The organism is Streptomyces sp. NPDC002104 (assembly GCF_053593795.1).
Genome location: NZ_JBSFDF010000079.1, coordinates 1 through 23285 on the forward strand (window position 1 = coordinate 1; position 23285 = coordinate 23285).

At 72.4% G+C, this 23285-nt stretch carries 20 protein-coding genes; 15 read left to right on the forward strand and 5 right to left on the reverse strand.

The window, feature by feature from the left end; translation table 11 throughout:
• Window positions 1-208: 208 nt before the first annotated feature.
• From ACWCP2_RS36090 to ACWCP2_RS36100, 3 genes are all read right to left on the reverse strand, one after another.
• Window positions 209-892: a gamma-glutamyl-gamma-aminobutyrate hydrolase family protein gene (locus tag ACWCP2_RS36090; RefSeq protein WP_450912762.1), complete on the reverse strand. Its 684-nt coding sequence runs from the start codon at window positions 890-892 to the stop codon at window positions 209-211.
• Between the two features lie 39 nt (window positions 893-931).
• On the reverse strand, window positions 932-2404 hold the full coding sequence (gene eat / locus ACWCP2_RS36095; RefSeq protein WP_450912763.1) for an ethanolamine permease: 1473 nt from the start codon (window positions 2402-2404) through the stop codon (window positions 932-934).
• Window positions 2405-2535: 131 nt separating this feature from the next.
• Window positions 2536-3282: a FadR/GntR family transcriptional regulator gene (locus ACWCP2_RS36100; protein WP_450912764.1), complete on the reverse strand. Its 747-nt coding sequence runs from the start codon at window positions 3280-3282 to the stop codon at window positions 2536-2538.
• A gap of 77 nt (window positions 3283-3359) precedes the next feature.
• Between ACWCP2_RS36100 and ACWCP2_RS36105 the strand changes: the two genes are divergently transcribed.
• The 4 genes from ACWCP2_RS36105 to ACWCP2_RS36120 all read left to right on the forward strand — a co-directional run bounded on the left by ACWCP2_RS36105 (window position 3360) and on the right by ACWCP2_RS36120 (window position 8500).
• Window positions 3360-4739: a glutamine synthetase family protein gene (locus ACWCP2_RS36105; protein ID WP_450912765.1), complete on the forward strand. Its 1380-nt coding sequence runs from the start codon at window positions 3360-3362 to the stop codon at window positions 4737-4739.
• A 121-nt stretch (window positions 4740-4860) separates the two neighbouring features.
• Complete coding sequence (locus ACWCP2_RS36110; protein ID WP_450912766.1) at window positions 4861-6225, forward strand: aldehyde dehydrogenase family protein; 1365 nt, start codon at window positions 4861-4863, stop codon at window positions 6223-6225.
• A 5-nt stretch (window positions 6226-6230) separates the two neighbouring features.
• Window positions 6231-7052, forward strand: coding sequence for a 3-oxoacyl-ACP reductase (locus ACWCP2_RS36115; protein WP_450912767.1), 822 nt, complete (start codon window positions 6231-6233; stop codon window positions 7050-7052).
• 140 nt (window positions 7053-7192) lie between these two features.
• Window positions 7193-8500: a haloacid dehalogenase-like hydrolase gene (locus tag ACWCP2_RS36120; protein WP_450912768.1), complete on the forward strand. Its 1308-nt coding sequence runs from the start codon at window positions 7193-7195 to the stop codon at window positions 8498-8500.
• A 12-nt stretch (window positions 8501-8512) separates the two neighbouring features.
• Here the strand turns inward: ACWCP2_RS36120 and ACWCP2_RS36125 are convergent, their stop codons facing one another.
• Window positions 8513-9715, reverse strand: coding sequence for an amino acid deaminase/aldolase (locus ACWCP2_RS36125; protein ID WP_450912769.1), 1203 nt, complete (start codon window positions 9713-9715; stop codon window positions 8513-8515).
• Between the two features lie 252 nt (window positions 9716-9967).
• On the opposite strand from ACWCP2_RS36125, the gene ACWCP2_RS36130 reads away from it, so the two are divergent.
• From ACWCP2_RS36130 to ACWCP2_RS36140, 3 genes are read left to right on the forward strand one after another with little or no spacing between them, the layout of a single operon-like run.
• Window positions 9968-10822, forward strand: coding sequence for a hypothetical protein (locus ACWCP2_RS36130; RefSeq protein ID WP_450912770.1), 855 nt, complete (start codon window positions 9968-9970; stop codon window positions 10820-10822).
• The gene (mycP, locus tag ACWCP2_RS36135) at window positions 10819-12003 is read left to right on the forward strand and encodes a type VII secretion-associated serine protease mycosin (protein WP_450912771.1); all 1185 of its coding nucleotides are present in this window, start codon (window positions 10819-10821) and stop codon (window positions 12001-12003) included. Before ACWCP2_RS36130 ends, mycP begins: the two co-directional genes overlap by 4 nt.
• Before the next feature lie 12 nt (window positions 12004-12015).
• Window positions 12016-12756 (forward strand): SseB family protein, encoded by a 741-nt coding sequence (locus ACWCP2_RS36140; protein ID WP_450912772.1) that lies wholly within the window; start codon window positions 12016-12018, stop codon window positions 12754-12756.
• Between the two features lie 66 nt (window positions 12757-12822).
• Here the strand turns inward: ACWCP2_RS36140 and ACWCP2_RS36145 are convergent, their stop codons facing one another.
• Window positions 12823-13212 carry a DUF1844 domain-containing protein gene (locus tag ACWCP2_RS36145; RefSeq protein ID WP_450912773.1) on the reverse strand — a complete coding sequence of 130 codons (390 nt, stop codon included), beginning with the start codon at window positions 13210-13212 and terminating at the stop codon, window positions 12823-12825.
• 324 nt (window positions 13213-13536) lie between these two features.
• Here ACWCP2_RS36145 and infC point away from each other — a divergent pair, with 324 nt between their 5' ends.
• The 8 genes from infC to ACWCP2_RS36185 all read left to right on the forward strand — a co-directional run bounded on the left by infC (window position 13537) and on the right by ACWCP2_RS36185 (window position 23111).
• Entirely contained in the window at window positions 13537-14316 is a 780-nt protein-coding gene (infC, locus tag ACWCP2_RS36150; protein WP_450912774.1) for a translation initiation factor IF-3, read from the forward strand.
• Window positions 14317-14420: 104 nt separating this feature from the next.
• Window positions 14421-14615 carry a 50S ribosomal protein L35 gene (gene rpmI, locus ACWCP2_RS36155; protein ID WP_030157249.1) on the forward strand — a complete coding sequence of 65 codons (195 nt, stop codon included), beginning with the start codon at window positions 14421-14423 and terminating at the stop codon, window positions 14613-14615.
• 103 nt (window positions 14616-14718) lie between these two features.
• Window positions 14719-15105, forward strand: a complete 387-nt coding sequence (gene rplT / locus ACWCP2_RS36160) for a 50S ribosomal protein L20 (protein ID WP_214948116.1) — start codon at window positions 14719-14721, stop codon at window positions 15103-15105.
• A gap of 148 nt (window positions 15106-15253) precedes the next feature.
• Window positions 15254-16114, forward strand: a complete 861-nt coding sequence (locus ACWCP2_RS36165) for a TrmH family RNA methyltransferase (protein ID WP_450912775.1) — start codon at window positions 15254-15256, stop codon at window positions 16112-16114.
• A 56-nt stretch (window positions 16115-16170) separates the two neighbouring features.
• A complete protein-coding gene (locus ACWCP2_RS36170; protein WP_450912776.1) occupies window positions 16171-17481 on the forward strand; it encodes an ATP-binding protein in 1311 nt (436 codons plus the stop codon).
• 151 nt (window positions 17482-17632) lie between these two features.
• On the forward strand, window positions 17633-18760 hold the full coding sequence (pheS, locus tag ACWCP2_RS36175) for a phenylalanine--tRNA ligase subunit alpha (protein ID WP_450912777.1): 1128 nt from the start codon (window positions 17633-17635) through the stop codon (window positions 18758-18760).
• Entirely contained in the window at window positions 18760-21288 is a 2529-nt protein-coding gene (gene pheT / locus ACWCP2_RS36180) for a phenylalanine--tRNA ligase subunit beta (RefSeq protein ID WP_450912778.1), read from the forward strand. Before pheS ends, pheT begins: the two co-directional genes overlap by 1 nt.
• Window positions 21289-21515: 227 nt before the next feature.
• Window positions 21516-23111, forward strand: a complete 1596-nt coding sequence (locus tag ACWCP2_RS36185; protein ID WP_450912779.1) for an ABC-F family ATP-binding cassette domain-containing protein — start codon at window positions 21516-21518, stop codon at window positions 23109-23111.
• The last annotated feature ends 174 nt before the right edge of the window (window positions 23112-23285 follow it).

Sequence of the window (23285 nt, forward strand, 5' to 3'; positions counted from 1 at the left end):
GCGCTCCACCAGCTCCGCCACCACGAACCGGCCGGTGTGCCCGTACGCGCCGAACACCGCCACCGTCTGACCTGATCCCATGGTCCCGCTCCCCGGGCTGCGCCCCGGACCCCGTGGGGCTGCGCCCCGGAGCCCGGTGCTCAAACGACGGGCGGCTTGAAAGGCAGACCCCGGCCGGGCCGGAAGCCCAGGCCCCGGACCCTGTGTCTCACGCGCCCGCCGCCGTGATCAGGGCCGACATGACGCGGGTGTCCTTGTCCAGTTCCGGGTGCCATTGGACGCCCAGGGTCCAGGGGGCGTCGGGGAGTTCGATGGATTCCACCGTGCCGTCCGCGGCGTGGGAGGAGGGGATCAGGCCGCGGCCCAGGCGGTCCACGGCCTGGTGGTGGTAGGTGGGGACCTCCGCCTCCTCCGGGACCAGGGCCGCGTACAGGGTGCCGGGGACCGGGGTGACCGGGTGCCAGGAGACCACGCCGGGGCTCAGTACGTGGCCGTCGATGTGCTGGATCAGGGTGCCGCCCAGGGCCACGTTCAGCGCCTGCATGCCCCGGCAGATGCCGAGGAGGGGGGTGCCGGAGGCCAGGGCGGCCGAGATCAGGGAGAGTTCCCACGCGTCGCGCTGGGTCGCCGCCGGTCCGGTGCGGGGATCGCGCGCGGCCCCGTACCGGACCGGGTCCACGTCCGGGCCGCCCGCGACGACCAGGCCGTCCAGCCGGCCGAGCACCTCCGGCGCCGCCTCCGGTTCGTCCGGCGGGAGCAGGACGGCGGCGCCGCCCGAGGCCTGGACGAGCTCGTAGTACCCGGTCGGGACGAGGGCCGTGGGGACGTCCCACACTCCGTAGCGGGTGGACTTCTCGACGTAGGTGGTGATGCCGATGAGCGGCCTGGGCACGGGCGGACCTCCGGGAGGAGTGGGAGAGGAGGAGGGGCGTCAGTCGCGGGAGAGTTCGGCTTCCGCTTCCGCGAGCGCCGCGAACTCCTCCTCCGGGGCGGAGGCCACCAGGTGGTGGCGACTGTAGAAGGCAAAGTAGGCGAGGGCGACGGCGTACACGGCCAGGGCGATGAATGCCGCGTCCTTGTCCACCAGGAAGGTGGCGACCAGGGCCGAGAGGGCGAGGACGAAGGCCACCGTGGAGGTCGCGATGCCGCCCGGGGTGCGGTACGGGCGCTCCAGGCCGGGCTCGCGGCGCCGCAGCACGATGTGGGAGAGGGCCATCAGGGCGTAGCTGATGGTTGCGCCGAAGACCGCCATGTTCAGCATGCGCGGGCCGTTGCCGGTGGCGGCGGCGAGTGCGAAACCGATGGCGCCGGGGATGAGCAGGCCCAGGTACGGGGCCTTGCGCTTCGAGGTCAGGGAGAGGAAACGCGGGAGGTAGCCCGCCCGGGAGAGGGCGAAGAGCTGGCGGGAGCCGGCGTAGATGAGGGAGAAGAAGGAGGCCACCAGGCCGGCGAGACCGGCGTAGTTGACGAAGGTCTTCAGCCAGGAGAGGCCGGGGTCGCCCTCCAGGGCCACCACCAGCGGGTTGCCCGCGTCCTTGATGGCGTCGGCGCCGCGGGCGCCGGTCGAGGCGAGGAAGGTGACCAGGGCCAGGAGGACGAGGACGCCCATGGAGATCGACAGGGCGCGCGGTACGGAGCGGACCGGGTCCTTGGCCTCCTCGGCGGCCAGCGGCACGCCCTCGACGCCCAGGAAGAACCACATGCCGAAGGGGAAGGCGGCCCAGATGCCCAGGATGCCCAGCGGCAGCCAGGAGCTCGCGCCGGCCGCGGTGGAGTCGACGGCGATGTTGTCGAGGTTGGCGGGGTCGAACTGGGTGAAGGCACCCACGGCGAAGACCACCAGGGCGATCACGGCTATGGCGGTGACGACCAGGGAGAAGCTGAGGGCTTCGCCCACGCCCCAGAGGTGGATGCCGATGAAGACGGCGAAGCAGGCGAGGTAGACGGGCCAGCCCGAGGTGAGGCCGAAGAGGTTGAGGGACTCCACGTAGTCGCCGATGAAGATGGCGATGGCGGCCGGGGCGAGGATGTACTCGATGAGGATCGCGGTGCCGGTGAGGAAGCCGCCCCAGGTGCCGAGCGCCCGGCGGGCGAACCCGTAACCGCCGCCCGCGGTGGGCAGGATCGCCGACAGCTCGGCGAGGGAGTAGACCAGGCACGCGTACATCGCGCCCATCAGGACGGTGGCGATGGCGAGGCCGCCGAACCCGCCCTGTGCGAGGCCGATGTTCCAGCCGGAGAAGTCGCCGGAGACCACGTACGCGACGCCGAGGCCGGTCAGCAGCAGCCAGCCCGCGCTGCCGCGGCGCAGGGTGCGGCGCTCCAGGTAGCCGTCGGTGGCGTCCTCGGGGGACTGTGCGGTTTCGGGTACGGCTGCGAGCCGTGCGCCGGTGTCGTCGGCCATGTGCGCTCCTGCCTAGGGCAATGGTTGTGGGGCGTACCTTTGCCGCTCGGGCGTGGCGGGCGCAAGACCCCTGCGTTAAACGGGGGTTACGAAAGCCTCTCGGCCGAAGGGGCGGGCGCGCGCGGGCCGGTTCAGGTCAGGAAGCCCCGCAGCAGCGCCGCCGTGCCGCAGCAGTGCTCGCGCATCACCTCGCGGGCCGCCTCCGGGTCCCGGTCCAGCACCGCCTCCACCAGGGTGCTGTGCTGCTGCTGCGAGTGCTCCAGGTTGCGCACCAGCAGCGGAATGCAGTCCAGCAGGTCGTTCACGGTGGCCCGGACGGCCGCGTACTGGGCCGTCAGGGTGGCGGATCCGGCGAGTTCGCACAGGGTGAGGTGGAAGAGGGTGTCCTGGCGGCGGTAGTCGGGCAGCGGGGCGTCGTGGGTGGCGGTCAGGGCGCCGAGCAGCCGGTCGGTGTCCCGCTCGGACAGTCCCTGGGAGGCGCACAGGCCGGCCGCTCCCACCTCCAGGACCTCGCGGAAGCGCAGCACGTCCTCGATGTCCACGCCCGCGACCCGGCGGCGCAGCTCCTCCTCGGTGCCCCCGGCCGGCGTGTCGGGGCGGGGCAGGACAAACGTTCCGCCGTACCGTCCGCGCCGGGCCTCCACCAGGCCCTGGTCCTGGAGCACCCGCAGCACCTCCCGGAGCGTCACCCGGCTGATCCCCATCCGCTCGGCCAACTCGCGCTCCGGCGGCAGCCGTTCCCCGCCCGGTACCAGTCCGAGCCGGACCACCTGGAGGATCTGCTCCAGCGCCTCCTCGAAACCGTTGCCCGCCCGCACCTGCCGCAGTACGGGATTGAGCCGCCGGGCGGCCTCGTCCTCGCTCGCCGTATCGGTCATCTCGCCGCCTCCCCTTCCCAAGCAATGGTTCTATTCAATACCTTAGGCCCCCTCGGCTCACCGAAGGAGAAAATCCCGTGGTAGACCGCAAGCCGCCGCTTTCGACCGAGGAACTACGCGTTCTCGTCGCCAGCGGTGAAATCGACACAGTGGTCCTGGCCTTCCCCGACATGCAGGGACGCCTCCAGGGCAAGCGGTTCGCCGCACAGTTCTTCCTCGACGAGGTCCTCCAGCACGGCACCGAGGGCTGCAACTACCTCCTCGCCGTCGACACGGAGATGAACACCGTCGACGGGTACGAGATGTCCTCCTGGGAGCGGGGCTACGGCGACTTCGCCATGCACCCCGACCTCGCCACCCTGCGCCGGATCCCCTGGAACCCGGGCAGCGCCTTCGTCCTCGCCGACCTCGCCTGGAACGACGGCTCGCCCGTGGTCGCCGCGCCCCGGCAGATCCTGCGCCGCCAGCTGGAGCGCCTCGGCGAACTCGGGTACACCGCGATGGTGGGCACCGAGCTGGAGTTCATGGTCTTCCTGGACACCTACGAGCAGGCCTGGAACTCCGACTACCGCGCCCTGACCCCCGCCAACCAGTACAACACCGACTACTCCATCCTCGGGACCGGCCGCGTCGAGCCCCTGCTGCGCCGCATCCGCAACGAGATGCAGGCCGCCGGCCTGGTCGTGGAGTCGGCCAAGGGCGAGTGCAACCTCGGCCAGCACGAGATCGTCTTCCGCTACGACGAGGCGCTGACCACCTGTGACCAGCACTCCGTCTACAAGACGGGGGCCAAGGAGATCGCCGCCCAGGAGGGCGTCTCGCTCACCTTCATGGCCAAGTACGACGAGCGCGAGGGCAATTCCTGTCACATCCACCTCTCGCTCTCCGACGCCGACGGACGCAACGCGATGGCCGGTGAGGGGCCGGACGCGCACGACCACGGCGGAATGTCACCCGTGATGCGCCACTTCCTGGCCGGCCAGCTCGCCGCACTGCGCGACTTCTCCCTTCTCTACGCCCCCAACATCAACTCCTACAAGCGTTTCCGGCCGGGATCCTTCGCGCCGACCGCCGTCGCCTGGGGCGTGGACAACCGGACCTGCGCGCTGCGGGTGGTCGGCCACGGCCGCTCCATGCGCTTCGAGAACCGCCTGCCCGGCGGCGACGTCAACCCCTACCTCGCCGTCGCCGGCCTGGTCGCGGCCGGGATCTACGGCATCGAGAACCGCCTGGAGCTGCCCGAGCCCTGCGCCGGGAACGCCTACACGGCCGACTTCGCGCACGTCCCCACCACCTTGCGCGATGCCGCCGAGCTCTGGGAGAACAGCGAGATCGCCAAGGCCGCCTTCGGCCCGGAGGTCGTCACCCACTACCGGAACATGGCCCGCGTCGAGCTGGACGCGTACGACTCCGCCGTGACCGACTGGGAGCTGCGCCGCTCCTTCGAACGCCTCTAGGCCGTCGGGCCCGCCGCAGGACCAGCTCCGCCCGCAGGACCGGCCCCACCCGCAGGACCAGCCCCACCGCGTTAGCAGACCCACCGCACCCACCGCACCCGAACGTTCGAAAGGCCACCACGTGTCCGATGCGCTGGAAGTCTTGAATCCGGCCACCGAGGAACTCGTCGCCGTCGTCCCGGCCGCCACACGGGACGACGTCGACGCCGCCGTCGTACGGGCCACCGCCGCCCAGCGCGCCTGGGCGGCGGCCGCGCCCGCCGACCGGGCCAGGCTGCTGCGCCGCTTCGCCGCGGTCGTCGACGGGCACATCGAGGAACTGGCACTGCTGGAGGTCCGGGAGGCGGGCCACACCCTGGGCAACGCCCGCTGGGAAGCCGGCAACGTCCGTGACGTGCTCGACTTCGCCGCCGGGGGAGTGGAGCGGCTCTCCGGCCGGCAGATCCCCGTCGCCGGCGGCATCGACGTCACCTTCCTCGAACCCCTCGGCGTCATCGGCGTGATCGCGCCGTGGAACTTCCCCATGCCGATCGCCGCCTGGGGCCTCGCCCCGGCACTGGCCGCCGGCAACGCGGTCATCCTCAAACCCGCCGAGACCACCCCGCTCACCGCGCTGCGCCTCGCCGAGCTCGCCCTGGAGGCGGGACTGCCCGAGCACCTGCTCCAGGTGCTGCCCGGCCGGGGCGAGGTGGCGGGGGACGCCCTCGTCGAGCACCCGGGGGTGGCCAAGATCGTGTTCACCGGCTCCACCCGGATCGGCAAGCGGATCATGGCCAAGTGCGCCGACCGGGTGAAGCGCCTCACCCTCGAACTCGGCGGCAAGAACCCGAACATCGTCTTCGCCGACGCGGACCTGGAGGCGGCGGCGGCCTCGGCCCCGATGTCCTTCCTGGACAACACGGGGCAGGACTGCTGCGCCCGTACGCGGATCCTCGTACAGCGCTCCGCGTACGACCGGTTCATGGAACTGCTCGTCCCCGCCGTGGAGAAGGTGGTCGTCGGGGACCCGTACGACGAGAACACGCAGCTCGGGCCGCTGATCTCGCGGGTGCAGCTGGAGCGCGTACGGTCCTACGTCACCGACGACCTCACCGTCGTCCGCGGCACCGCCCCCGAGGGCCCCGGCTTCTGGTACCCCCCGACCCTCGTCACCGGCGTCGACCCCACCGCCGCCATCGCCACCGAGGAGGTCTTCGGACCGGTCGCCGTCGTCCTGCCCTTCGAGGACGAGGAGGACGCCGTACGGCTGGCCAACGCCACCGACTACGGCCTCGCCGGCTCCCTGTGGACCCGTGACGTGGGCCGCGCGCTGCGCGTCTCGCGCGCCGTCGCCGCGGGCAACCTGTCGGTCAACTCCCACAGCAGCGTCCGCTACTGGACCCCCTTCGGCGGCTACAAGCAGTCGGGACTCGGGCGCGAGCTCGGACCCGACGCCCTCACCGCTTTCACCGAGACCAAGAACGTCTTCATCAGCACGGAGGCCTGAACCACATGAGCATCGATTCCACCGGCTCCACCGGCACCACCGGCTCCACCGAAGAGATCGTCTGCCGCCGTCTGGTGGGGCGTACCGCCGTCATCACCGGAGCCGGCAGCGGCATCGGCCTGGCCACCGCCCGCCGGCTGGCCTCCGAAGGCGCCAACGTCGTCTGCGGCGACATCGACGAGACCGCGGGCAAGGCCGCCGCCGAGGAGGTCGGCGGCACCTTCGTCAAGGTCGACGTCACCAGCCCGGAGGAGGTCGAGGCCCTGTTCAAGACCGCCTTCGACACCTACGGCTCCGTGGACATCGCCTTCAACAACGCCGGCATCTCGCCCCCGGACGACGACTCGATCCTCACCACCGGCCTGGAGGCCTGGAAGCGGGTCCAGGACGTCAACCTCACCTCCGTCTACCTCTGCTGCAAGGCCGCCCTGCCCTACATGCAGCGCCAGGGCCGGGGTTCCATCATCAACACCGCCTCCTTCGTGGCCCGGATGGGCGCCGCCACCTCGCAGATCTCCTACACCGCCTCCAAGGGCGGCGTGCTCGCCATGTCCCGCGAGCTCGGCGTGCAGTTCGCCCGCGAGGGCATCCGCGTCAACGCGCTCTGCCCGGGGCCCGTCAACACCCCGCTCCTGCAGGAGCTGTTCGCCAAGGACCCGGAGCGCGCGGCCCGCCGGATCGTGCACATCCCGCTGGGCCGGTTCGCCGAGCCCACCGAGATCGCCGCCGCCGTCGCCTTCCTCGCGAGCGACGACTCCTCCTTCATCAACGCCACCGACTTCCTGGTCGACGGCGGGATCTCCGGCGCGTACGTCACTCCTCTCTAGGACTCCTCTCCCCACCTGCGTCTCCGCACCACCCACCCGACAGCCGGGCGTCGCACGACGCCCGGCTGTCGTGCTCCACCGTCCGGGACGATCTTGAAGAAGAACCAGAAGAACCAGAAGAACCAGGAGAACCCAGTTCAGTGACCCGACCCACCTCCACGCGGCGGCTCCAGGCCGTGTGCGCCGCCGTCGCGATAGCCGCCGGCACCCTCGTGGCCGCCGCCCCCGCCGCCCCCGCCGCCCAGGCCCACCCCGGCGGCCACTGCACGACCCCCCAGCTCAAGGCGGACTGGTACGGGACCAACCGGGCCCGGCTCCAGCAGCTCATCGAGGACCACGGCCGGTGCAACCCGTACCGGCCGGGCCGAGACAAGCCCGTCGCGGTCTTCGACTGGGACAACACCGTCGTCAAGAACGACGTGGGCGACGCGCAGATGTTCTGGCTGCTGCGCAACGGCAAGATCCGCCAGCCCGCCGGGGGCGACTGGACCACCACCAGCCGCTTCCTCACCCCGGCCGCCGCCCAGGCCCTGGCCGAGGCCTGCGGGACCCTGGCCGGGCCCGGCGCCCCGCTGCCCACCGGTACCCCCGGGGGAGCCGGCTGCGCCGACGAGATCAACGCCGTCTACGGCACCGCCGCCACCCGCGCGGGTGCCCCCGCCTTCGCCGGCTGGGACCGCCGTACGACCGAACCCGGTTACTCCTGGCTGCCGCAGCTCATGCAGGGCTGGACCGCGCGCGAGATCCGCGGCTTCGCGGCCGCCGCCCGCGCCGAGAACCTGGCCGCCCCGGTCGACGCCAAGCAGCAGGTCGGCAGCACCACCACCGCCACCGGCTGGGTGCGCTACTACGAGGAGCAGAAGGAGCTCATCGCCGCCCTGCAGAAGGCCGGCTTCGACGTCTGGATCAGCTCGGCCTCGCCGCAGCCGGTCGTCGAGGTGTGGGCCCAGGGCGTGGGCATCGACGCCCGGCACGTCATCGGCATCCGCAACACCACCACGTACGGCGGGAAGTTCACCTCCCACCTGCAGGGCTGCGGGGCCGTCGCGGACGGCGCCGACACGATGATCACGTACATCGACGGCAAGCGCTGCTGGATCAACAAGGAGATCTTCAAGGTCCGCGGCGCCGCGGCCGAGAAGGTCCAGCCGGCCGCCCGCCGCCAGGTGTTCGCGGCGGGCGACTCCGACACCGACGTCTCGTTCCTGCGGGACGCGACCGCGCTGCGGCTCGTGCTGAACCGCAACAAGAACGAGCTGATGTGCCGCGCGTACGACAACAGCGACGGCAAGTGGATCGTGAACCCGATGTTCATCCAGCCCAAGAAGCAGAAGGCCACGCCGTACCCGTGCGCGACCACCGGCTTCACCGGCCGCGACGGCACCCCGGGGCCCGTGCTCCGGGGCGACACCAGCGTCGTCCCGGACCAGACGGACTCCGTCTTCTGACCGGCCGCGGGCTCAGAGGAAGGTGCGGCCCTCACCCCGGTAGGTCGGAGCGGTGGCCGTCACCCGGTCGCCCTGGACCAGGTGCAGGGTGTCGAAGCGCTCGCACAGTTCACCGGCCTTCGCGTGCCGGAACCAGACCCGGTCGCCGATCAGCAGATCGTCGGCCGGGCTGCCGAGCAGCGGGGTCTGCACCTCGCCGGCCCCCTCCTGCGCGTCGTAGCGCAGCCCCTCGGGGAGGTACGGGACCGGCAGCCGGTCCGGACCGGGCGCGCCGGAGGCCGGGTACCCGCCACCGAGCACCGTGACCACCCCGACCCCGGGCCGGCGGACCACGGGCTGGGCGAAGAGCGCCGCCGGGCGGCCGCTGAACGAGGTGTAGTTGTCGAACAGCCGCGGTACGTAGAGCCCCGACCCGGCGGCGATCTCCGTGACGGCGTCCTCGGCGGCGGTCTGCTGGACGCTGCCGGTCCCGCCGCCGTTGACGAACTCCAGGTCCGGGACCACCGCGCGCACGGCCCGTACGGCCTCGGCCCGGCGGGCGGCCAGCTCCTTGCGGGCCGTGCCCTGCATCAGCCGGATGGCGCGCGACCTCAGCGGACGCCCCGCGAGGGAGTCGCCGACCCCGGCCACGTGGCCCTCGTACCCCATCAGCCCGACCACCCGGAAGCCGGGCCGGGCGCTCACCGCGCGGGCCAGCGCGGCGAGCTGGGCGGGCTCGCGCAGCGGGGAGCGGCGGGCGCCGACGCGGACCCGGCCGCCGAAGAGGTGCAGGGCGGTGTCCAGTTCCAGGCAGACCCGGATCTCCTGGGCGCCGCCGTCGCGGGCCCGGTCCACGAGGTCCAGCTGCGCGAGGTCGTCGATCATCACGGTGACCGCGCCGGCCAGCTTCGGATCGGCGGCGAGCTCGGCGAAGCCGGCCCGGTCGGCGGAGGGGTAGGCGAGCAGGACGTCCTCGAAGCCGGAGCGCGCCAGCCAGATCGACTCGGCGAGGGTGTAGGACATGATGCCGGCGAACCCGGGCCGGGCGAGGACCCGTTCGAGCAGCGCACGGCACCGTACGGACTTGCTCGCCACCCGGACCGGCTTCCCGCCGGCACGACGCACGAGATCGTCGGCGTTCGCGTCGAACGCGTCGAGATCCACGAGGGCGAGCGGAGCGTCGAGATGGGCGGTGGCCCGGTCGTAACGGGCCCGGTCGGCGGCGGGGGAGTTCATGGGCGGCAGCCTGCCAGATGGCTGTACTCGTGGGTAGGGGGTTCGCGGAGGCCGCCGGACGCCCGGCCAGGTCAGGGGCCGGGAAGCGCGCCGCGGTCACATCTCGGTATCGACCGCCGCATGCCCCTTCCGGATCTTGAGACTGCCGTTCGCATCTGTTTACAGTTGCTATTCCCCGGCCGGCATTCCAGCACTGACGGGCGCGTAAAGTATGGGCAGGCAGCCGACGGGAACGGGGGGCTGAGCCGCCGGATGAGTACGTCCACACCGCACGGCGGGGTCCAGACCGCGCCCGACTACGACCCGATACCGCCTCTGCGGCGCCCGGGAAGGGTCTTCGCCGCCGCCCTGTGCGGCCTCCTCGGCCTCACCCTCACCGGCGCCGCCGGCTACAAGGCCGTCTCCGAACACCGGGCCGCGCAGCGGCCGGTCGACCCCGCCGTCGCGTACCGCAAGGCGGAGTCCCTCTGGCACACCACCCCGGCCGACACCCTGTTCCCGCTCGCCCTCGACGGCCACGGCGCCGGGCCGGGCGGCGCCGACCGCAGGTGGACCCGGATCACCGCCCCCGCCGACGCGGGCTGCGCCGAGGCGCTCGGCGCCGACTGGCGGGCCCTGTTCGCCGAGACCGGGTGCACCCGCGTGGTCCGCGCCACCTACACGGACGCCACCCGCAGCTCCCTGATCACCGTCGGCATGGTCTTCACCCCCGCCGACGCCGCCACCATGGAGTCCCTGCGCGGCCGGCTGACCGCCCCGACCGGCTACGGATTCCCCGACAACCGCCGCGGCGCGTGGACCGCCACCGTGCTGGCCGAGGCCCCGGTCGTCGTCTACTCCGTCACCGCCTTCGCCGACGGCCGCCGCCTCAACACGCCCAGCCCCGCCGAGGACAAGATGTCCGCGGACGACAGGGGACGCGTGGCGAAGGCCGGTCTCGGCTACGAGTCCAAGGCCCTCGGCGGCCTGATGGAAGACATCGTGCACACCCTCGTGGCCGCCCAGTCGGGCAGGCCGCCCGCCCCGCGGGCCTCGCAGAATCCGGACGCGTCGCAGACGCCGCAGACACCGCAGGATTCCTCGCAGGACCCGGAGGCCGGCCGATGACCCGCCGCACCCTGCTCCCGGCCGCCCTCGCCCTCGGAGCGCTGTTCGCCGTCACCGCGGCGCCGCCGGCCGCCGCCGACGCCGTCCGTGACCAGCAGTGGGCACTGCAGGCCCTGCGCGCCGAGGAGGCCTGGGGCACCACCCAGGGCAACGGGGTCACCGTGGCCGTCCTCGACACCGGGGTCGACCCCACCCACCCGGACCTGGCGGGCCAGGTCCTGGAGGGCATCGACCTCGTCGGTGTGGGGGCGGTACCGGGCGACAAGACCTGGGCCCAGCACGGCACGGCCATGGCGGCGACCATCGCGGGGCGCGGCCACGGCTCCCAGGGCCGCGGGGGCATCAAGGGCATCGCCCCGCAGGCCAAGATCCTCCCGGTGCGGGTGATCCTGGAGGAGAAGGACCCGGACCGCGAACAGGCCCGCCAGTCCAAGGGCGGCGCCCTCGCCGAGGGCATCCGCTGGGCCGTCGACCACGGCGCCGACGTGATCAACCTCTCGCTCGGCGACGACAGCGTGTCCGCCCATCACGAGGCGACCGAGGACGAGGCCGTCCAGTACGCGCTGGCCAAGGGCGTGGTCGTCGTCGCCTCCGCCGGCAACGGCGGCAAGGACGGGGACCGCATCTCGTACCCGGCCGCCTACCCCGGGGTCATCGCCGTCACGGCCGTCGACCAGAAGAACAAGAAGGCGCCCTTCTCCACCCGCAGCTGGTACGCCACCGTCAGCGCCCCGGGCGTCAACGTGGTCATAGCGGCCCCCGACCGCGACTACTACAACGGCTGGGGCACCAGCGTCGCCTCCGCCTTCGTCTCCGGCGCCGTCGCCCTGGTCAAGGCCGCCCACCCCGACTTCTCCCCGGCCCAGATCAAGAACCTGCTGGAGGACACCGCCTCCGACTCCCCGCCGGGCGGCCGCGACGACTCCCGCGGCTTCGGCCTGGTGGACCCGGCCGCCGCCCTCCTGGCGGCCGACGGGATCACCCCCGAACCGGTGCTGCCCGCACCCGTCGCGGCCGCGCGCCCCTACTTCGGCGCCGGCCCCGACCCGGTGCCCGACCCCGGGCTCTGGGCCCGCTTCGGGATCCCGGTGGGCGCACCCGCCGGGCTGGCCCTGCTCGTGGCGGCCGGCGTACTGGCCCGGCGGCCCCGGGCCGGACGGCGGGATCCCGACGCGGGATAGGCTCGGGGAACTGTGGCGAACAAAAACATTCCGGACCCCGGTTTCTCCGACGACAACGGCTCCGCCGACCCCCGGCTGAGCGCGGCCCTGGCCGCCTGGGCCGAGGACAGAGCCAAGGAGCCGGAGGTGCTGGCGGCCCTGAAGGACGCCCGCCTGCTGGTCCCCGTCGTCGCGGTCCTCGGCGAGGTCGAGACCGACCCCGAGACCGGACTCAAGCGCGAGAAGACCAGCGACATGGCCGTGCCCACCCTGCGGGCGGGGGACCGGCGGGCGCTGCCCGCCTTCACCTCCATCGCCTCGCTGGCGCTGTGGGACCCGGCCGCCCGCCCGGTCGCGGTGCCGCTGCACCAGGCGCTGGCCGCCGCCGCGCACGAGAAGGCCGACACCATCGTCCTCGACCTGTCCGGCCCGGTCCCGTACCAGCTCGCGGGCCCCGCGCTGCGCGCGCTCGCCGAGGGCCGCACGGACGCCGGCCCGCTCGCCGACCCCGCCGTGCGCGAGGCCGTACGGGCCGTCGTGAGCGCCGAACCGGCCGTGCTCGGCGCCCACCTGGGCCCGGGCGGCGCGGACGCCGACGGAACCCTGGCGATCGTGCTGGCGGCCGGCCCGCAGGCCGCGGCGGCGGCCCGCCGGGTGGCCGAGGCCCTGGCGGCCGACGAGACCCTGCGGGCACGCCTCGTGGGCGGACTGGACCTGGCGCTGCTCCCGGAAGGGGCCCCGGTCCCGCCCGGCGAGCCGCTCTTCACGCGCTGACCCCGGATACGGAAAAGGGCGCCTCCCGGCATCGGGAGGCGCCCTTCCTGCTTCCTGCTTGCGGTGTTACGCGTACACGGGACCCGTGTACTTCTCGCCCGGGCCCTGCCCCGGCTCGTCCTGCACCAGCGAGGCCTCGCGGAAGGCCAGCTGGAGGGACTTCAGGCCGTCGCGCAGCGGGGCGGCGTGGAAGGAGCTGATCTCGGTGGCGCTCGCGGTGACCAGCCCGGCGAGGGCGGTGATCAGCTTGCGGGCCTCGTCGAGGTCCTTGTACTCGGAGTCGGGCTTGTCCAGGCCGAGGTTGACCGCCGCCGCGCTGAGCAGGTGGACGGCCACCGTGGTGATGACCTCGACGGCCGGCACGTCCGCGATGTCGCGGGTCAGGTCGTCGTAGTCGGGGGCGGCCGGGGATTCAGGGGATCCGGAGGGGGAACCGGAGGGCGTCGCGTCAGTCATGTGCCCCACGATATGCCGTGCGGCGGGCTTGCAACGCGGGTGCTAGTATGTACTTCGACCGGCCGGACACTTATGTGCCCGGCCCACAAGTGGAGGCTCCGATTCTCCCACCCAGCCGCCCTCACGGGAGGCGGGTCACCGGTCAGGTGGTATCCATCGTTCCGTACGGACGATGGAAAGCTGCCCGATTTTGCGCCCCGCGGTTCGCACGCGACGGTGCTCCGGTTGTATTGGAGCCCTCGTCTGTGCCCGGCGGGGCTTTTTGCATTGTCCCGCCGCGGTCGGTCTGACGGAAAAACGTCAGCGACTGCCCTCCAGGCAGCCGTGTGGTGCTACCGAGGAGGATCCATCAGCACCGAGCCCCGCATCAACGACCGGATTCGCGTTCCCGAGGTACGACTCGTCGGCCCGAGTGGCGAGCAGGTCGGCATCGTGCCGCTTGCCAAGGCGCTCGAGCTCGCGCAGGAGTACGACCTCGACCTGGTCGAGGTCGCGGCGTCCGCACGCCCGCCGGTCTGCAAGCTCATGGACTACGGCAAGTTCAAGTACGAGTCGGCCATGAAGGCCCGTGAGGCGCGCAAGAACCAGGCGCACACGGTCATCAAGGAAATGAAGCTCCGGCCGAAGATCGACCCGCACGACTATGACACCAAGAAGGGTCACGTCGTTCGGTTCCTCAAGCAGGGCGACAAGGTCAAGATCACGATCATGTTCCGTGGTCGCGAGCAGTCCAGGCCGGAACTCGGCTACCGACTGCTGCAGCGTCTCGCTTCGGACGTCGAAGAGCTCGGCTTCATCGAGTCGAACCCGAAGCAGGACGGCCGAAACATGATCATGGTTCTCGGTCCGCACAAGAAGAAGACCGAGGCGATGGCCGAAGCCCGCGAGGCGCAGGCCGCCCGCAAGGCCGAGCGCCAGGGTGTTGCGGTCAGCGACGAGAGTGGTGACGAGGCCCAGGCCGCCGACGCCGCGCTCGAGGCCGAGAACGCCGCACTCGAAGCCGAGGACGTGGACGCGGAGGACGCTTCCGACGAAGCGGCCGACGCGGACGAGGCCGCCACCGACGAGGCAGCCGCCTCGGACGAGGCATCGGCCCAGGCCTGATTCCGAGGCAGCCCGTCTCGGATCACCGATACAACATGACGCTCCCGTGAGCCGGCCCCCACCAGGGCCGGTGGGGGCGCCACCGACGAGGAGATAACGGCGCTATGCCGAAGAACAAGACGCACTCCGGGACCAAGAAGCGCTTCAAGATCACCGGCTCCGGCAAGGTGCTCCGCGAGCGCGCCGGCAAGCGCCACCTGCTCGAGCACAAGTCGTCCCGTGTCACCCGCCGCCTGACCGGCACCGCGGAGATGGCCCCCGGCGACGCCGCGAAGATCAAGAAGCTTCTCGGCAAGTGACGTCCTCCGCTCCCCTTCCGGGAGCGGGAGCACGTCAAGACCGGGACCCCATCGAATTCGGGCCGTGTGAAGTCATCCACGGCCCCGCTACAAGGAGTACAAAGTGGCACGCGTCAAGCGGGCAGTAAACGCGCACAAGAAGCGCCGGGCAATCCTCGAAGCGGCCAAGGGCTACCGCGGTCAGCGTTCGCGCCTGTACCGCAAGGCCAAGGAGCAGGTCACCCACTCCCTGGTCTACAACTTCAACGACCGCAAGAAGCGCAAGGGCGACTTCCGTCGGCTGTGGATCCAGCGCATCAACGCCGCTGCCCGCCAGAACGGCATGACGTACAACCGCCTCATCCAGGGTCTGAACGCCGCCAACATCGAGGTGGACCGCAAGATCCTCGCCGAGCTGGCCGTCAACGACGCCAACGCGTTCGCCGCGCTGGTCGAGGTCGCGCAGAAGGCCCTCCCGGCCGACGTCAACGCCCCGAAGGTCGCTGCCTGAGCAGCACGCCCTCAAAGGCTGCAGTAACTTGCCCGGACCCGCAGGCCACGCGCCTGCGGGTCCGGTGCGTTGATCACGGATTTCGACCGAGTTCCGCTGAGTTCCGCTGAGTTCCACCCGCTGTACGTACGGAAGCGAGCCGACCGCCATGGGCACCCCCGCCGAGCTGATCTCCCCCCGGTCCACCCGGGTGGCCGCCGCCAGGCGCCTGGCGCGACGCAATTTCCGCACCAAGGAGCGCCGCTTCATCGCCGAGGGCCCGCAGGCCGTGCGCGAGGCCGTGGAACACCGCGGCCCCGGGGGCGAGTCCACGCTGATCGAGCTGTTCGCGACCGTGGAGGCCGCCGAGCGCTACGCCGACATCGTCGAGGCCGCGTACGGCGCCGGGGCCCGCGTCCACTACGCCTCCGACGAGGTGCTCGCGGAGGTCTCGCAGACCGTCACCCCGCAGGGCCTGGTCGGCGTCTGCCACTTCCTGGACTCCCCCTTCGAGGAGATCCTGAAGGCCCGGCCCCAGCTGGTGGCCGTCCTCGCGCACGTCCGCGACCCCGGCAACGCCGGTACGGTGCTGCGCTGCGCGGACGCCGCCGGAGCCGACGCGGTCGTGCTGACCGACGCCTCCGTGGACCTGTACAACCCCAAGTCCGTACGCGCCTCCGTGGGCTCCCTCTTCCACCTCCCGGTGGCCGTCGGCGTACCCGTGGAACAGGCCGTCGAGGGACTGCGCGCGGCCGGCGTGCGGATCCTCGCCGCCGACGGGGCCGGCACGGACGACCTCGACGCCGAGCTCGACGCGGGCACCATGGGCACCCCCTCGGCCTGGATCTTCGGCAACGAAGCCTGGGGCCTGCCCGAGGAGACGAGGGCGCTCGCCGACGCCGTCGTACGGGTCCCGATCCACGGAAAGGCCGAGAGCCTGAACCTCGCCACGGCCGCCGCGGTGTGCCTCTACGCGTCCGCGCGTGCACAGCGGGCGCCCGGAGGGTGCCGCTCCGTGACCCCCAGCTAGTAATGTGACGCCCCGGGGGGCCCACTGTGGTACTCGGAGATGTGGGGTACGGGGACATGACCGTCGGTACGAACAGCTCGCCAGGTGCCGCCAAGGCGCCCGGCGCACCGGTCCTGGCGACCGTGTCCCAGCTGGCCGCGCCCGCCGCCCGGGTGCCCGTGCAGCAGCCCCAGGGAGTCCCCGCCGCGCCCCCGCCCCCGCACGCCCGGCCCGCGCACGGCGTGCTGGACGCGCAGGAAGCCCGGGAAGCCCGGGACGCTCAGGACGCCGAGGACACGGACGGGCCCGGCGCGTACGCCGCGCTCGGGATCGACCCCGACGACCTGCCCGACGGGCTCGTGATCGCCGACGCCACCGGCCGGGTCATCTGCTTCAACTCCGCCGCCGCCCGGATCACCGCCCTCGTGGCGGGCGAGGCCCTGGGCCTCGGCATCGAGCGCGCCCTGCCGCTGGAGGACCTCGACGGCCGCCGCTGGTGGGCGCTGACCGACCCCTACGGCGGCCTCGCCACCCGGAGCGGACAGCCCGAGCGGAACCTGCTGCTGCCCGGCGGCCGCGAGGTGCTCGTCTCCGCCCGGTACGTGCGCACCCACCCCAAGGGCCCGGTGCGCCGGCTCGTGGTCACCCTGCGGGGCACCGAGGCCCGGCGGCGCACCGAGCGCAGTCACGCCGAGCTGATCGCCACCGTCGCGCACGAGCTCCGCTCCCCCCTCACCTCCGTGAAGGGGTTCACGGCGACGCTGCTCGCCAAGTGGGAGCGGTTCACCGACGACCAGAAGCGCCTGATGCTGGAGACCGTCGACGCCGACGCGAACCGTGTCACCCGCCTCATCGCCGAGCTCCTGGACATCTCCCGCATCGACTCGGGCCGCCTGGAGGTGCGCCGCCAGCCGGTCGACATCTCCACGGCCGTGGGACGCCACGTCCAGGCGCTCACCGCGAACGGGCAGGCCCCGGAGCGGTTCCTGGTCAGCGTGAGCCGCCCGCTGCCCGATCTGTGGGCGGACCCGGACAAGATCGACCAGATCCTCGGCAACCTGCTGGAAAATGCGGTGCGGCACGGCGAGGGAACCGTCACCATCGACGTGACGCCGACCAGCTTCGCGAACGCCGCGGGGAAGACCGAGAAGGGAACCGCCGTCACCGTGACCGATGAAGGCCCTGGTATCCCCGAAGAGTCGATGAAGCGCGTCTTCACCCGTTTCTGGCGGGGCAGCAAGCGCGGCGGCACGGGCCTGGGCCTGTACATCGTCAAGGGCATCGTGGAAGCCCACGGCGGCACCATCACGGTCGGCCGCGGCCCCGGCGGCGGCGCCGAGTTCCGATTTATCCTGCCCGTCGGCGCCCCGGCATACCTCACGCAGTAGACCTGCGGAGCGTCTCGCCAGGCGGCCCACGGGCTCCTTCACCCCCGGCGACCTTTAGACTCGACCTTTGGCACCTTTGTGTCCTAGTGCCGAGCGCGTCCTGCGCGTCGCGCGGGGGACCACCAGCCAGCCATCGGAAGTACGGGAAGAGATGTCGGCACCGAACAAGTCGTACGACCCTGTCGAGGTCGAGGCACTGAAACCGGAAGAGATCGAGCGCATGCGGGACGAGGCGCTCGCCGCCTTCGCCTCCGCCGGTGACCTCGACGAACTTCGGGAGGCGAAGACCGCGCACATGGGCGACCGCTCGCCCCTGGCGCTCGCCAACCGAGAGATCGGCGCGCTGCCCCCGCAGGCCAAGGCCACCGCGGGCAAGCTCGTGGGCCAGGCCCGCGGCGCCGTGAACAAGGCGTTCGGGGCCCGCACGGTCGCGCTCGAAGCCGAGCGCGACGAGCGGGTGCTGGTCGAGGAGGCGGTGGACGTCACGCTGCCCTACGACCGCGTGCCCGCCGGCGCCCGGCACCCCCTGACCACGCTGATGGACCGCATCGCGGACACCTTCGTGGCCATGGGGTACGAGGTCGCCGAGGGGCCCGAGGTCGAGGCGGAGTGGTTCAACTTCGACGCCCTCAACTTCACGCCCGACCACCCCGCGCGCCAGATGCAGGACACCTTCTTCGTCAAGGGCCCCGAGGGCACCGAAGGCGACGAGTCCGGCGTCGTGCTGCGCACCCACACCTCCCCGGTGCAGGCGCGCTCGCTGCTGGAGCGCAAGCCCCCCGTCTACATCGTGTGCCCGGGGCGGGTGTACCGCACCGACGAGCTCGACGCGACGCACACCCCGGTCTTCCACCAGGTCGAGCTGCTCGCCGTGGACGAGGGCCTGACCATGGCGGACCTCAAGGGCACCATGGACCACATGGTCCAGGAGCTGTTCGGCGAGGGCACCACCACGCGCCTGCGCCCGCACTTCTTCCCCTTCACCGAGCCGTCCGCCGAGATGGACATGCAGTGCTACGTGTGCCGCGGCGAGTCGGTGGGCAACCCCGACCGTCCGTGCCGCACCTGCTCCAGCGAGGGCTGGATCGAGCTCGGCGGCTGCGGCATGGTCAACCCGAAGGTGCTCACCGCCTGCGGCGTCGACCCGGAGAAGTACAGCGGGTTCGCCTTCGGCTTCGGCATCGAGCGGATGCTGATGTTCCGCCACAACGTTGAAGACATGCGAGACATGGTCGAGGGTGACATCCGTTTCACCCGGCCGTTCGGGATGGAGATCTGATGCGGGTCCCGCTTTCTTGGCTGCGGGAGTACGTCGACCTCCCCGCGGGTGAAACCGGTCGCGACGTCGCGGCCAAGCTCGTCGACGCCGGCCTCGAGGTCGAGACCGTCGAGCAGCTCGGCGGCGGGCTCAAGGGCCCGCTCGTCGTCGGCCAGGTGCTGACCATCGAGGAGCTCGAGGGCTTCCGCAAGCCGATCCGCTTCTGCACGGTCGACGTCGGCAGCGCCAACGGCACCGGCGCGCCGCAGGAGATCGTCTGCGGCGCCCGGAACTTCTCCGTCGGCGACAAGGTCGTCGTGGTCCTGCCGGGCGCGGTGCTGCCCGGGGACTTCGCGATCGCCGCGCGCGAGACGTACGGCCGCACCTCCCACGGCATGATCTGCTCCGGCGACGAGCTGGGCATGGGCGACGACGGCACGCACGGCATCATCGTGCTGCCGCACGAGCACGAGGCCGGCACCGACGCGATCAAGCTCCTGGAGCTGGTCGACGAGGTCCTCGACATCGACATCACCCCGGACCGCGGCTACTGCATGTCCATGCGCGGTGTGGCCCGCGAGGCCGCCACCGCGTACGGCCTGCCGCTGCGCGACCCGGCGCTGCTCGACGTGCCCGCGCCGAACTCGTACGGCTACGCCGTCAAGATCGACGACCCGCAGGGCTGCGACCGCTTCACCGCGCGCACGGTGACCGGTCTCGACCCCGAGGCGCGCTCCCCGATCTGGCTCACGCGCCGCCTCCAGAAGGCGGGCATGCGCCCGATCTCGCTCGCCGTCGACATCACCAACTACGTGATGCTCGAACTCGGCCAGCCGCTGCACGCCTACGACCGCTCGCGGATCGACGGCGCCATCGGCGTCCGCCGCGCCGAGCAGGGCGAGAAGTTCACCACCCTCGACGGGGTCAAGCGCACGCTCGACGCCGAGGACCTGGTGATCACCGACAACAGCGGCCCGATCGGGCTCGCCGGTGTCATGGGCGGCGCCAACACCGAGATCGCCGACTCCGTCACCGACCCGGAGACGGGCGCCGTCACCGGCACCACCGACGTGGTCGTGGAGGCCGCGCACTTCGACTCCGTGTCGATCTCGCGCACCGCCCGCCGCCTCAAGCTGTCCTCCGAGGCGTCCAAGCGCTTCGAGCGCGGCGTCGACCCGCAGGCCGCCGCCGCTGCCGCGCAGCGCACCGTCGACCTGCTCGTGCTGCTCGCGGGCGGCACCGCCGAGGCCGGCGTCACCGAGCTCACCGCCCCGGGCGCCCCGCGCACCATCGCGATGAGCGCGGACCACCCCGACAAGGTCGCGGGCATGGAGTACGGCCGGGAGACCGTCGTACGCCGCCTGCAGGAGGTCGGCTGCGACGTCTACGGCCAGGACGAGCTCGTCGTCACGGCGCCCTCGTGGCGGCCCGACCTCGCCGAGCCCAACGACCTCGCCGAGGAAGTCATCCGGCTGGAGGGCTACGGGAACCTTCCCTCCACCCTCCCGCAGGTGCCCTCCGGCCGCGGTCTGACCGCGCGGCAGCAGCTGCACCGCCGGGTGGGCCGCGCGCTGGCCGGCGCGGGCTACGTCGAGGCGCTCAGCTACCCGTTCCTGGGCGAGGCCGTCTTCGACCAGCTCCAGCTGTCCGCGCACGACGCCTCCCGCCAGGTCGTCAAGCTGGTCAACCCGATCTCCGACGAGGAGCCGGCGCTGCGCACCACGCTGCTGCCGGGTCTGCTCGGCGCGCTGCGCCGCAACGACAGCCGGGGCAGCCACGACCTCGCCCTCTTCGAGACCGGCTCGGTCTTCCGGGCCGCCGCGCAGCCGGGCGTCGCCGTACGCCTCGGCGTCGACCGGCGTCCCACCGACGAGGAGATCGCCACCCTGAACGCGGCCCTGCCCGCGCAGCCGCGCTACGCCGCGGTCGTGCTGGCCGGGGCCCGCGAGCAGGCCGGCTGGTGGGGCAAGGGCCGTCCGGCCGACTGGGCCGACGCGGTCCAGGCGGCGCGCTCGCTGGCCGTCGAGGCCGGTGCGGAGCTCGTCGTGCGCCAGGGCCAGTACGGCCCCTGGCACCCGGGGCGCTGCGCCGAGCTGCTCGTCACCCTGGACGGGGTGGAGACGGTCATCGGCCACGCCGGTGAGCTGCACCCGCGCGTGGTCAAGGCGATGGGCCTGCCGGCCCGCACCAGCGCCATGGAGCTCGACCTGGACCGCCTCGCGGCGGCCGGCGGCGAGGCCCTCCAGGCGCCCCGGATCTCCTCCTTCCCGGTGGCGACCCAGGACGTCGCGCTGATCGTGGACGCGTCGGTGCCGGCTTCGGCCGTCGAGGACGCGCTGCACAAGGGCGCCGGTGAACTGCTGGAGTCCCTGCGGCTGTTCGACGTGTTCGAGGGCGAGCAGGTGGGTGAGGGCAAGAAGTCCCTCGCGTACGCGCTGCGCTTCCGCGCGGCCGACCGGACGCTGACCGCCGAGGAGTCCACGGCGGCCCGTGACGCGGCGGTCGCCCTGGCGGGCGAGCGCACGGGCGCGGTGCTGCGCGGCGCGTAGCCGCTGCCGTTCCTTCGCTGAGGGGGTGCATCCCGGATCCGTCCGGGGTGCACCCCCTCACCCGTACCCGGCTCCCCGCCCCGTAGGGCCGGGGCGGAGAAATGGGCGTGCGGGACGCGGGGGCTCTCCGTTAGCTTGGGTGGTATGTCCGCGCCCCGAGTTTCCTAGCTTCAGGACCCACTTCCACGTCACCCGTGTGTCCTTCTGCTGTCTCGGAGCGTTATCCCATGATCACCGTTCGTGGTGTCGACGTGCGCGCAGGCGCCCGTCTGCTGCTGTCCGACATCTCCTTCACCGTCGCCCCCGGCGACCGGATCGGCCTCGTCGGCCGCAACGGCGCCGGCAAGACCAGCCTGATGAACGTCCTGGCCGGGGCGGCGAAGCCCGCGGCCGGGGACGTTGCCCGTACCGCGCCGGTCGGGTACCTGGCGCAGGACTCCCGCGCCGCCGATCCCGCGGTCACCGTCACCGACCGGATCCTGTCCGCCCGCGGTCTGGACCGGGCCGTACGTGCGCTGCGCGCCGCCGAGGCGGCCATGGCGGGAGGGGAGGGCCTGGACGCCGCGATGGATGGCTACGCGCGCGCCGAGGCGGAGTTCCTGGCCCGTGGCGGGTACGCCGCCGAGGCGGAGGCGGCTCGCGTGGCCGCCGGGCTCGGGCTGCCGGGCCAGGTCTTGGACCGGGCCGTCGGGGAGCTGTCCGGTGGGCAGCGGCGCCGGGTGGAGCTGGCCCGGATCCTGTTCGCGGGCCATGAGGGCACCCTGCTGCTCGACGAGCCGACCAATCACCTGGACGCCGACTCCGTGGCCTGGCTGCGCGCGTTCCTGAAGGGGCATGCCGGCGGCCTGGTGCTGATCAGCCATGACACCTCCCTGCTCGCCGACACCGTCAACCGGGTCTTCCACCTCGACGCCCCGCGCACGACCGTCGACGTGTACAACACCGGCTGGCAGGGCCATCTCGCGCAGCGGGAGGCCGATGAGCGCCGGCGCACCCGCGAGCGGGCCGGCGCCGAGCGCAAGGCGGCCGTCCTGCACGCCCAGGCGGACCGGATGAAGGCACGGGTGGCCACCGCCGTCGTGGCCAGGAGCATGGCCCGGCGGGCCGACCGGATGCTCGCCGGTCTGGAGCCGGTCCGCCGGACGGAGAAGGCGGCCAGGATCCGGCTGCCCGAGCCCGCTCCCTGCGGGCGCACTCCGCTGGGTGCGGTCTCCCTCGCCAAGTCCTACGGCGGTCACCGGGTGCTGGCCGGGGTGGACCTGGCCGTCGACCGGGGCAGCCGGCTGGTGGTCCTCGGGCTCAACGGCGCCGGGAAGACCACCCTGCTGAGGCTGCTCGCCGGACAGGAGGTGCCCGACGCCGGCCGGGTCGTGCGCGGACACGGCCTGCGGATCGGCTACTTCGCCCAGGAGCACGACACCCTGGACCCGGACCGCACGGTGCGGGAGAACCTCGCCGCGGCCGCGCCCCACCTCGCGGAGGGCGAAGTGCGCCGGGTGCTCGGGGCGTTCCTCTTCAGCGGCGACGACGCCGACAAGCGGGCCGGGGTGCTCTCGGGAGGGGAGAAGACCCGGCTCGCCCTGGCCGCACTCGTGCACAGCGGCGCCAACGTGCTGCTGCTGGACGAGCCCACGAACAACCTCGACCCCGCATCCCGCGGCGAGGTCCTGGCCGCCGTGGACACCTATCCGGGTGCGATCGTCATGGTCACCCACGACGAGGGCGCCCTCGACGCGCTGCGTCCCGACCGGGTCCTGCTGCTGCCGGACGGCGAAGAGGACCTGTGGAGCGAGGAGTACCGGGACTTGCTCGCCCTTGCCTGAGCGGGGAGCGGGGAGCAGGGAGGGGGGAGCAGGGAGCGGGGGAGTGGGGGCGCGGACGTCCGTGCGGCTGGGGCGCGGATTGCGCTAATCTATGACTCGCAACGGGCGCTCGCCCCCTGGCCAAGGCCGGAGGTGGGCTGTTCGGTGCAACGCAGCAATCCCCTGTAGCTCAAT

What these genes read in the sequence shown, in the direction of transcription:
- eat (WP_450912763.1), bottom strand. Translation starts at nt 2,404, where the DNA reads ATGGCCGACGACACCGGCGCACGGCTCGCAGCCGTACCCGAAACCGCA.
- ACWCP2_RS36100 (WP_450912764.1), bottom strand. Translation starts at nt 3,282, where the DNA reads ATGACCGATACGGCGAGCGAGGACGAGGCCGCCCGGCGGCTCAATCCC.
- ACWCP2_RS36115 (WP_450912767.1), top strand. Translation starts at nt 6,231, where the DNA reads ATGAGCATCGATTCCACCGGCTCCACCGGCACCACCGGCTCCACCGAA.
- ACWCP2_RS36125 (WP_450912769.1), bottom strand. Translation starts at nt 9,715, where the DNA reads ATGAACTCCCCCGCCGCCGACCGGGCCCGTTACGACCGGGCCACCGCC.
- ACWCP2_RS36130 (WP_450912770.1), top strand. Translation starts at nt 9,968, where the DNA reads ATGAGTACGTCCACACCGCACGGCGGGGTCCAGACCGCGCCCGACTAC.
- mycP (WP_450912771.1), top strand. Translation starts at nt 10,819, where the DNA reads ATGACCCGCCGCACCCTGCTCCCGGCCGCCCTCGCCCTCGGAGCGCTG.
- ACWCP2_RS36145 (WP_450912773.1), bottom strand. Translation starts at nt 13,212, where the DNA reads ATGACTGACGCGACGCCCTCCGGTTCCCCCTCCGGATCCCCTGAATCC.
- rpmI (WP_030157249.1), top strand. Translation starts at nt 14,421, where the DNA reads ATGCCGAAGAACAAGACGCACTCCGGGACCAAGAAGCGCTTCAAGATC.
- ACWCP2_RS36165 (WP_450912775.1), top strand. Translation starts at nt 15,254, where the DNA reads ATGGGCACCCCCGCCGAGCTGATCTCCCCCCGGTCCACCCGGGTGGCC.
- ACWCP2_RS36170 (WP_450912776.1), top strand. Translation starts at nt 16,171, where the DNA reads ATGACCGTCGGTACGAACAGCTCGCCAGGTGCCGCCAAGGCGCCCGGC.
- pheS (WP_450912777.1), top strand. Translation starts at nt 17,633, where the DNA reads ATGTCGGCACCGAACAAGTCGTACGACCCTGTCGAGGTCGAGGCACTG.
- pheT (WP_450912778.1), top strand. Translation starts at nt 18,760, where the DNA reads ATGCGGGTCCCGCTTTCTTGGCTGCGGGAGTACGTCGACCTCCCCGCG.
- ACWCP2_RS36185 (WP_450912779.1), top strand. Translation starts at nt 21,516, where the DNA reads ATGATCACCGTTCGTGGTGTCGACGTGCGCGCAGGCGCCCGTCTGCTG.